The organism is Phenylobacterium sp. CCH9-H3 (assembly GCF_001557235.1).
In the GTDB taxonomy this organism is placed as follows: Bacteria; Pseudomonadota; Alphaproteobacteria; order Caulobacterales; family Caulobacteraceae; genus Phenylobacterium.
The window spans coordinates 1-552 of the sequence record NZ_LSJI01000147.1 but is presented as its reverse complement, the minus strand read 5'-3'; the positions used below and the strand labels follow the sequence as shown (position 1 = coordinate 552).

Genomic DNA, 552 nt, shown 5'->3' with positions numbered 1-552 from the left:
GGGTGGGAAGCGGACCTAACGCCCAGCGTTCGCCGCAACCACCGCAACTGAGAAGATTCGATAGACGCCTGGCTCGCAGCCCCCTCCGAAAATGCCCGCGTCTATGGCCGACTTGGCGCTTTCAAGGGTCTCAAAGAGACAGTGCTGGTTCACATCAGCTTGGGCGGCGATGTGGTTGCAAGACAGGGGGGAGTGATCGAGGGAATTCTCAAAGACGACCACGTCGAACCCAAAGACCGTCGCTTCGGAGGGAGGCGTCACGGACGTCTTCTGGCCATGATCCAAGTACGTGAGTGGACGCCACTCGGCCGGATCGAAAGACCAGCCGTCGGACTCAATCTCCTGCTCATAGACCTCGTAGTAAAAGAGCGTCGCGGCCTCCACATCAGCGCCCGCTTCGGCGGCCATGCGCCAGAGTTGCGCTGCATCGTTGGCGACGCCGAAGCCGTTGTGCTCCCATGCCTCCTGCACGTCGACCACATCGTCGTTCACGCAATCGGCGACGCTGCAGACCTCTGTGAGCTGCGCGTCGGCCAGGTACTCAGGCGGCGC

Annotated in this window: 1 protein-coding gene; it reads right to left on the bottom strand. The window is 62.0% G+C overall.

Translation table 11 applies throughout. The annotated features are described in order from the left end of the window. Window positions 1-15: 15 nt before the first annotated feature. Window positions 16-552, bottom strand: a 537-nt coding sequence (locus AX721_RS27940) for a hypothetical protein (RefSeq protein ID WP_068876531.1), incomplete at its 5' end; no start/stop codon positions are given.